The organism is Roseovarius tolerans, assembly GCF_028885395.1.
Classification (GTDB): domain Bacteria; phylum Pseudomonadota; class Alphaproteobacteria; order Rhodobacterales; family Rhodobacteraceae; genus Roseovarius; species Roseovarius tolerans.
The window spans coordinates 3511161-3517500 of sequence record NZ_CP118494.1 but is presented as its reverse complement, the minus strand read 5'-3'; the positions used below and the strand labels follow the sequence as shown (position 1 = coordinate 3517500).

The following is a 6340-nucleotide window of genomic DNA, read 5'->3' as shown; positions in this document are numbered from 1 at the left end:
AGCCATCCGGTGGAGAGATCACTAGTGAGAATGATGACATGAGTAGCGACAAAGAGTGTGAGAGACACTCTCGCCGAAAGTCCAAGGGTTCCTGCTTAAAGCTAATCTGAGCAGGGTAAGCCGACCCCTAAGGCGAGGCCGAAAGGCGTAGTCGATGGGAACCAGGTTAATATTCCTGGGCCAGATGGAAGTGACGGATTGCAGAGGTTGTTCATCCTTATCGGATTGGATGGGCCGCTGAGCAGTTCCTGGAAATAGCTCCATCATGAGATCGTACCCTAAACCGACACAGGTGGACTGGTAGAGAATACCAAGGCGCTTGAGAGAACGATGTTGAAGGAACTCGGCAAAATACCTCCGTAAGTTCGCGAGAAGGAGGCCCGGTTCCTAGGCAACTAGGGGCTGGGGGCACAAACCAGGGGGTGGCGACTGTTTACTAAAAACACAGGGCTCTGCGAAGTCGCAAGACGACGTATAGGGTCTGACGCCTGCCCGGTGCCTGAAGGTTAAAAGGAGAGGTGAGAGCCTTGAATTGAAGCCCAGGTAAACGGCGGCCGTAACTATAACGGTCCTAAGGTAGCGAAATTCCTTGTCGGGTAAGTTCCGACCTGCACGAATGGCGTAACGACTTCCCCGCTGTCTCCAACATCGACTCAGCGAAATTGAATTGCCTGTCAAGATGCAGGCTTCCCGCGGTTAGACGGAAAGACCCCGTGCACCTTTACTACAGCTTCGCACTGGCATCAGGATTGTGATGTGCAGGATAGGTGGTAGGCTTTGAACCCGTGACGCCAGTCGCGGTGGAGCCTCCCTTGAGATACCACCCTTCGCACTCTTGATGTCTAACCGCGGCCCGTTATCCGGGTCCGGGACCCTGCGTGGCGGGTAGTTTGACTGGGGCGGTCGCCTCCTAAAGCGTAACGGAGGCGCGCGAAGGTTGGCTCAGAGCGGTCGGAAATCGCTCGTTGAGTGCAATGGCAGAAGCCAGCCTGACTGCGAGACTGACAAGTCGAGCAGAGTCGAAAGACGGCCATAGTGATCCGGTGGTCCCGAGTGGAAGGGCCATCGCTCAACGGATAAAAGGTACGCCGGGGATAACAGGCTGATACTGCCCAAGAGTCCATATCGACGGCAGTGTTTGGCACCTCGATGTCGGCTCATCTCATCCTGGGGCTGGAGCAGGTCCCAAGGGTACGGCTGTTCGCCGTTTAAAGAGGTACGTGAGCTGGGTTTAGAACGTCGTGAGACAGTTCGGTCCCTATCTGCCGTGGGTGTAGGATACTTGAGAGGAGTTGCCCCTAGTACGAGAGGACCGGGGTGAACGAACCACTGGTGGACCTGTTGTGGCGCCAGCCGCAGTGCAGGGTAGCTATGTTCGGACAGGATAACCGCTGAAGGCATCTAAGCGGGAAGCCCCCCTCAAAACAAGGTATCCCTGAGGGCCGTGGTAGACCACCACGTCGATAGGCCGGAGATGTAAGCGCAGCAATGCGTTCAGTTGACCGGTACTAATGGCCCGATAGGCTTGATTTGATCCAGTAACAACAAGACTGGAAACACAATCAAAAGCATACACAAATACACAATGTACATGACTTGGAATACTCCAGCCGAAGGACAGGCGGCTGGTGACACCCGTCCTCGTAGCCCTCCGGGCGCCAGGACAAACAAAGTCCTCAAGTAGCCGAGAGGTGGTAGGACATAAAAAACGTCCTCAAGTAGCCAAAAGGCGATAGGTCAAACAGTATGTGTCTCGGATTTTTCCCGGTTTGGTGGTCATAGCACGAGCAAAACACCCGGTCCCATCCCGAACCCGGCCGTTAAGTGCCGTCGCGCCAATGGTACTGCGTCTCAAGACGTGGGAGAGTAGGTCGCCGCCAAACCTGGTAAAATCCGAAACACAAAACGTATCTCTCAACGATGACACCAAGCCCCAACACTCTCCCGATGGGGCAACACCAAAACGGCCAAACCCCAAAACGGGAAATGCCGATACGGGCCAAACGCCCAAAACAAAGCGTCGCGGGATGGAGCAGTCCGGTAGCTCGTCAGGCTCATAACCTGAAGGTCGTTGGTTCAAATCCAACTCCCGCAACCAAATTACTAAACAATATCAAGTGCTTAAAGCCTGACCTAATCAGTCGGGCTTTTGCTTGTGCAATTCTTGTCAACGCCTTGTCAACGTTTGACGAGTCCCCCCTGAAAAATGGGGCTTTTTGCGTTTGGGCACGATCAGCAGCAGCGTCGCGTTTCGGGGTGCTCTTCAGAGTGAAGTTATGTTTGCTGAACATTCTGCGAAAAGTCCAAGTATGCCGTTTAGGGCCAACTTGGGGTGCTTTACCGGTCTGTCGGCGATGCCCGCAAGATTGCGTCGCATTGGCGCGCACACTTGGACGCAGCGTTGGAGCGGTTGCCATCCGTGAAGGCCCTTTTGGAAGTGCTTTCGTGCTGTCTATATTGGTTGAATAGGGGGCATAATTCCGTCCTTGTCTGGTGACCTTCGCTGGGACGCGATCGCATAAGGCAGCTTTTGTTGAGGCTGTTTTTGAGGATCTTAGTGATTTGAGGGAATCTTCGGGGGCCAGGTCAGGAACTGCGTTGCGCCACCGTTGGTAGCGCACTGTGAATGAAAACAGTTATTAAACGGATGTGCGGCGAGTGGTCGGATTGAGAACGATGACCGGTTCCTATGACACAGCGAATAACAGCTCGACTTACCAAGCGGAAATCAATCATTCGCCCGGGACGCGACTATATTGCTGGATCGCCATCGGAACAGCGGGCCGTGCCACCATCACCGAAGACGTCGTACTTCAGTACCTGCAAAATCACATCGCTAATCCTACCGACGCAAGTCGGTAGTGGTTTAGTATCAAAGTAAAGCCAATATAGTATGGATTCAAAACTATATACTTGTCAATACAGCGGGCAAACGCTATATATTTCCATGAATGTATAAGGGAGGAAAGAGTCTCAAATGGACAGCCGCACTATCACCGAACAACTGATGCACCTTGGGCGAATTGTGTCAGGTGATGGCCTCGTGGAGGGGTTGACGCCGGGCCAGTGGGCTATTCTGAGATATTTCGCCCACGCAAATCGTTTTTCGCAGACTCCATCTGCGTTTGCTGCCTTTCACGGCATAACCCGCGGCTCGGCCTCCCAGGCTATCAAGAGCATGGTGACACAGGGTTATTTGCATCAGGCCCGATCCAAGGCCGACGGGCGCAGTGTGCGATTGGGCTTGACGAATAAGGCCCGAGCCTTAGTGGTCAACGATCCAATCGAAGTTCTGGTCGAGGCGGTGGAGGCTTTACCTCCAGGCGTCCGGGGAGGCTTTTCCAGTATTCTACAGCGCATGTTGGGGCGCGTCGCCCTTGCGACGGGCAAGCCGCATTTTGGCGTTTGCGAAAGCTGTGCGCATTTCGCTGACGGTGGCGGCTGTGAGGAAGGTCGGCCCATACATCTATGCACGTTCCAGCAGGAACTGCTCATGGAAGAAGATCTGGGCAGGCTCTGCATCGATTTCACTCCGGAAAAGCCTGCGCCCAAAGCTGGGGTCGGCTTGCGATGACCCATCCCTTCACGGAAGTTGCAAGTATTGTTGATCGTGATGCCGTGATCAACGCCGAGGCGCGGGCACCAAAACTGAGCCTTTCCGTCGAATCCTTGAAAGAAGATATGGGAAACAGCCCTGTTGCCGATGTCGCAGAGACTGATCGCAGAACGAGAGTTGAGGTGTGTTCATTCAAACCAAAGCAACCCAGATTCCGACTCATTTCAGATTGTAGCCTCGTCGATTGGTTGCGGAAATTTGAACGGCGAACTTCACAGCGCAGGAGGATGCGTTCCTTCATTGTCGGAGCGGCCACGTCCCAAGAAATTGAGAGCATCGCCAGCTCTCCTGAATAGACGGTACCGACCATATGAAAATGCAAGTTTACGATATTGATGTTCACGCTCTGGCTGGGATGCGTGCCGATGAGATTGTCCACACCGTGCTCGACATCCGCGAACAAATTGAGGTGAAGACCTGCGCCATCGAGGGCAGCCAGTGGATTCCCATGCAGAGTATTCCTCAACACATGGAGGTCTTGTCCCGTGCTTCTCCAGTTATTGTGCAGTGTCATCACGGCGTGCGCAGCGCCATGGTGACGGAATTCCTGCGCAACAATGGCTTTGAAAATGCCTGGAACCTGGCTGGCGGGATTGATGCCTGGTCCCGGCTGATCGAGCCGGACATGCCACGCTATTAAGGAGGACAAAAATGGATATTTCAGCCGCTCCGCTTTACGTCAAAACGTTAACGCAAGGCCGCCACACTGTGACTGCACCGCGTCAAGGTCTCTGCGAAATCACAGGAGATATCCTGACCTGGATCGAGTCACAGAAAGTGACGACCGGACTGTTGACTCTCTATCTGCGCCATACCTCCGCCTCACTTCTCATTCAGGAAAACTATGACCTGGACGTGCTGCGCGATTTGGAAGATTTCTTCGCAGCGCAGGCACCGGAAGACACTACGCTTTACCGGCACATCGCTGAAGGCGCTGACGACATGCCGGCCCACATCAAAGGCGCGCTGATGCAGACGCACCTTGCCATCCCGGTCTGCGATGGCGACCTGCTTTTGGGCCGTTACCAGGGTATCTTCCTGTTCGAGCATCGACAGACACCGCGAGCCCGCGAAATCGTTCTCCATATTGAAGGCCAATGATGGCGCAACCCCTAAGAACCGCAAACAAGTAGGCAAAACGATGACTCCTTTCGATACAACCCAATTGGTGCCTGATATCCGTTCGATTTACGGAGCGAAGAACTCGATCGGCTGTGTACCGCCGTCATCCGCCGGGAGGATGCGCAAGCTGCCTCTCAACGGTGGCGAACCTCTCGTTTGCAAGAACGTCCTGTGGCCGTCCCAGCGTCTTGGGCGGTTTCTGGAGAGCGGTGCGCTCGACGAACTCACTCTGCTACCAACGGCTCGCAACTTGCACGCTACGCCAACAATCTTTGCGCCGCTGGCGTCAGCGTGTGAGCCGATCACCCGCAAACCGAAAGGCCATGACTTTGTTATCGACCGTCATACAAAAACACCGGCAATTTCACGACATATGAGTGTTACGGGCGGCTTGCTGCATGGCCATCCCGCGATTCCCCCGTTTCCAGCCTGAGCAACCAACAAAACAAGAGAGTTGAAACATGTTCATACAAACCGAACAAACGCCCAATCCAGCAACGCTCAAGTACATTCCCGGCGTCGAGGTAATGGACAAGGGAACAGCAAGCTTCCCGACGCGGGAAGAGGCCGCCCGCTCACCTTTGGCCCGCCAACTTTTCGAAGTGAACGGCGTCGATGGCGTGTTCTTTGGCGGTGACTTTATTACCGTCACCAAAACCCATGACATCGACTGGACGACGATCAAGCCCGCGATCTTGGGCACGATTATGGGCCATTTTACGTCCGGGCAACCCCTGCTGAACTCAGATGCAAGTACGTCAAGCCATGCCGAATCGGATGATGAGGACGAACTGGTAACCCAGATCAAAGAGCTTCTGGACACGCGCGTCCGCCCGGCTGTCGCCCAAGATGGCGGCGACATCCTGTTTCACGGTTTCGAGCGGGGCGTCGTCTACCTGCAACTGCAAGGTGCCTGCTCGGGCTGCCCGAGTTCGACGGCAACGTTGAAAGGGGGCATCGAGAATATGTTGCGGCATTACATCCCGGAAGTGATCGAAGTGCGAGCGGTATGACGTCAAAACAGTACATCAAAGGCGAAATGGGCGCAGCGACGAAAGACTGGAATGCTTGGGCAGTGTTCACTGCGGCTGAACTTAAAATGAAGCTTGCCGAGCTTCAGAAGCTTGTTGACAGTGGTATGCTGACAGATCGTTCGTTGGAGCATCAGCTTACAGAAATAGGGATTATCGAGAATGAGTTGGCCGGACGCAATGACGCGTGACAGTTATGCAAAGTTCAAGAACGATCTGGGCGTCCCCGAAATCCGAATTGGCGTGAAAGAGTTCAAATGCGCAGGCGTTTCAGCGCCCCAGGATCACCCGCATATCTATCTCAATATGGGTGCGGCGGACACGATACTCTGTCCCTATTGTGCGACCTTGTTTAGCTATGATCCCCAGCTCAAACCGCGTGAGGCCGATCCGCCGGGCTGCGTATTTTCAGACAATATCAATGGATAGAAACATCAACTTTCCCGCAATCTGCGCAGGCCCAACGGCCAATTTCGTGCATTTGGTGCGTAAATCTTCTACCAACACGATCTGCCGTCCAAGTTTACACTTAGCAATGGACTCCCGGATCAGCCCTTAGTCAAGAGGGTGG

General features: G+C 54.2%; 7 protein-coding genes, 1 tRNA gene and 2 rRNA genes (1 of these 10 running past the window's edge). All 10 read left to right on the top strand.

What is annotated here, in order from left to right:
* Positions 1 to 1533: ribosomal RNA gene (locus PVU19_RS17500) — 23S ribosomal RNA — on the top strand (it extends 1363 nt beyond the left edge of the window).
* Positions 1534 to 1768: 235 nt separating this feature from the next.
* Positions 1769 to 1883 (top strand): 5S ribosomal RNA (gene rrf / locus PVU19_RS17495).
* A 138-nt stretch (positions 1884 to 2021) separates the two neighbouring features.
* Positions 2022 to 2098 (top strand) — tRNA-Met (locus PVU19_RS17490).
* 879 nt (positions 2099 to 2977) lie between these two features.
* The gene (locus PVU19_RS17485) at positions 2978 to 3574 is read left to right on the top strand and encodes a MarR family winged helix-turn-helix transcriptional regulator (RefSeq protein ID WP_050663544.1); all 597 of its coding nucleotides are present in this window, start codon (positions 2978 to 2980) and stop codon (positions 3572 to 3574) included.
* Complete coding sequence (locus PVU19_RS17480; protein WP_152911665.1) at positions 3571 to 3912, top strand: hypothetical protein; 342 nt, start codon at positions 3571 to 3573, stop codon at positions 3910 to 3912. Before PVU19_RS17485 ends, PVU19_RS17480 begins: the two co-directional genes overlap by 4 nt.
* A 14-nt stretch (positions 3913 to 3926) precedes the next feature.
* Entirely contained in the window at positions 3927 to 4256 is a 330-nt protein-coding gene (locus tag PVU19_RS17475; RefSeq protein ID WP_050663545.1) for a rhodanese-like domain-containing protein, read from the top strand.
* An 11-nt stretch (positions 4257 to 4267) separates the two neighbouring features.
* The gene (locus PVU19_RS17470) at positions 4268 to 4717 is read left to right on the top strand and encodes a secondary thiamine-phosphate synthase enzyme YjbQ (RefSeq protein WP_050663546.1); all 450 of its coding nucleotides are present in this window, start codon (positions 4268 to 4270) and stop codon (positions 4715 to 4717) included.
* A gap of 482 nt (positions 4718 to 5199) precedes the next feature.
* Complete coding sequence (locus PVU19_RS17465; RefSeq protein WP_050663547.1) at positions 5200 to 5751, top strand: NifU family protein; 552 nt, start codon at positions 5200 to 5202, stop codon at positions 5749 to 5751.
* Positions 5748 to 5960: a hypothetical protein gene (locus PVU19_RS17460; RefSeq protein ID WP_050663548.1), complete on the top strand. Its 213-nt coding sequence runs from the start codon at positions 5748 to 5750 to the stop codon at positions 5958 to 5960. Before PVU19_RS17465 ends, PVU19_RS17460 begins: the two co-directional genes overlap by 4 nt.
* A complete protein-coding gene (locus PVU19_RS17455) occupies positions 5932 to 6198 on the top strand; it encodes a zinc-finger domain-containing protein (protein ID WP_235575863.1) in 267 nt (88 codons plus the stop codon). The genes PVU19_RS17460 and PVU19_RS17455 overlap by 29 nt, the downstream gene beginning before the upstream one ends.
* The last annotated feature ends 142 nt before the right edge of the window (positions 6199 to 6340 follow it).

What these genes read in the sequence shown, in the direction of transcription:
- PVU19_RS17485 (WP_050663544.1), top strand. Translation starts at nt 2,978, where the DNA reads ATGGACAGCCGCACTATCACCGAACAACTGATGCACCTTGGGCGAATT.
- PVU19_RS17480 (WP_152911665.1), top strand. Translation starts at nt 3,571, where the DNA reads ATGACCCATCCCTTCACGGAAGTTGCAAGTATTGTTGATCGTGATGCC.
- PVU19_RS17475 (WP_050663545.1), top strand. Translation starts at nt 3,927, where the DNA reads ATGAAAATGCAAGTTTACGATATTGATGTTCACGCTCTGGCTGGGATG.
- PVU19_RS17470 (WP_050663546.1), top strand. Translation starts at nt 4,268, where the DNA reads ATGGATATTTCAGCCGCTCCGCTTTACGTCAAAACGTTAACGCAAGGC.
- PVU19_RS17465 (WP_050663547.1), top strand. Translation starts at nt 5,200, where the DNA reads ATGTTCATACAAACCGAACAAACGCCCAATCCAGCAACGCTCAAGTAC.
- PVU19_RS17460 (WP_050663548.1), top strand. Translation starts at nt 5,748, where the DNA reads ATGACGTCAAAACAGTACATCAAAGGCGAAATGGGCGCAGCGACGAAA.
- PVU19_RS17455 (WP_235575863.1), top strand. Translation starts at nt 5,932, where the DNA reads ATGAGTTGGCCGGACGCAATGACGCGTGACAGTTATGCAAAGTTCAAG.